A 655-nucleotide genomic window follows, 5' to 3' on the forward strand; every position below is an offset into this window, starting at 1 on the left:
AACGGAGGCACTCCCGCTGCCGCTATTCCAGCCCGGCCAGCTACGAAAACACCCACACATTCGCTACGCTGCCAGAAGCTGCTTAATCCAAATCCCGTGTCCACCATCCGGGGTCAAGGCCCGTCCGTCTATGGTGCTCGCAAGCTGTGGAAAACGGCACATCGGGCTGGCGCGACGTCGGCCGCGACCAGGTGGCCCGGCTGATGCGTGCCGCCGGCATCCACGGGGTGCGCCGCGGCAAGCGGGTGCGCACCACCACACCGGACCCGGCTGCGGCGCGCCACCCAGATCTGGTCCAGCGAAAGTTCAGCGCGACCGCGCCCAACCAATTGTGGGTCACCGATCTGACGTTCGGGCCGACCTGGTCCGGGGTCGCCTATGTCTGCTTCATCGCCGATGTCTACTCGCGGATGATCGTGGGCTGGCGGGTGGCCTCTCATATGCGCACCACGATGGTGCTCGACGCGTTGGAGATGGCCCGATGGTCACGCGGAACCTGTTGGAAGGCTTGACATGTCACTTTGATGCCGGACTGGCGAGTCCCCGTTACTGAGTCCACCCCGATCCAGAGTCGGGTTTGTTGTTTCGAATTCAGTTGATGCCACAGGCGACTGGGATGTGGGTACACCTGCATGACGCAGCGTACTCGGCCGGC

Annotated in this window: 1 pseudogene; it reads left to right on the forward strand. The window is 64.0% G+C overall.

The features are described 5' to 3' along the window. Positions 1–126: 126 nt before the first annotated feature. A pseudogene (locus H7J89_RS12205) lies at positions 127–532 on the forward strand (DDE-type integrase/transposase/recombinase); the annotation flags it as partial. Positions 533–655 lie beyond the last annotated feature (123 nt).

The sequence above is a fragment of the Mycobacterium paraffinicum genome, from assembly GCF_025822865.1.
In the GTDB taxonomy this organism is placed as follows: Bacteria; Actinomycetota; Actinomycetes; order Mycobacteriales; family Mycobacteriaceae; genus Mycobacterium; species Mycobacterium paraffinicum.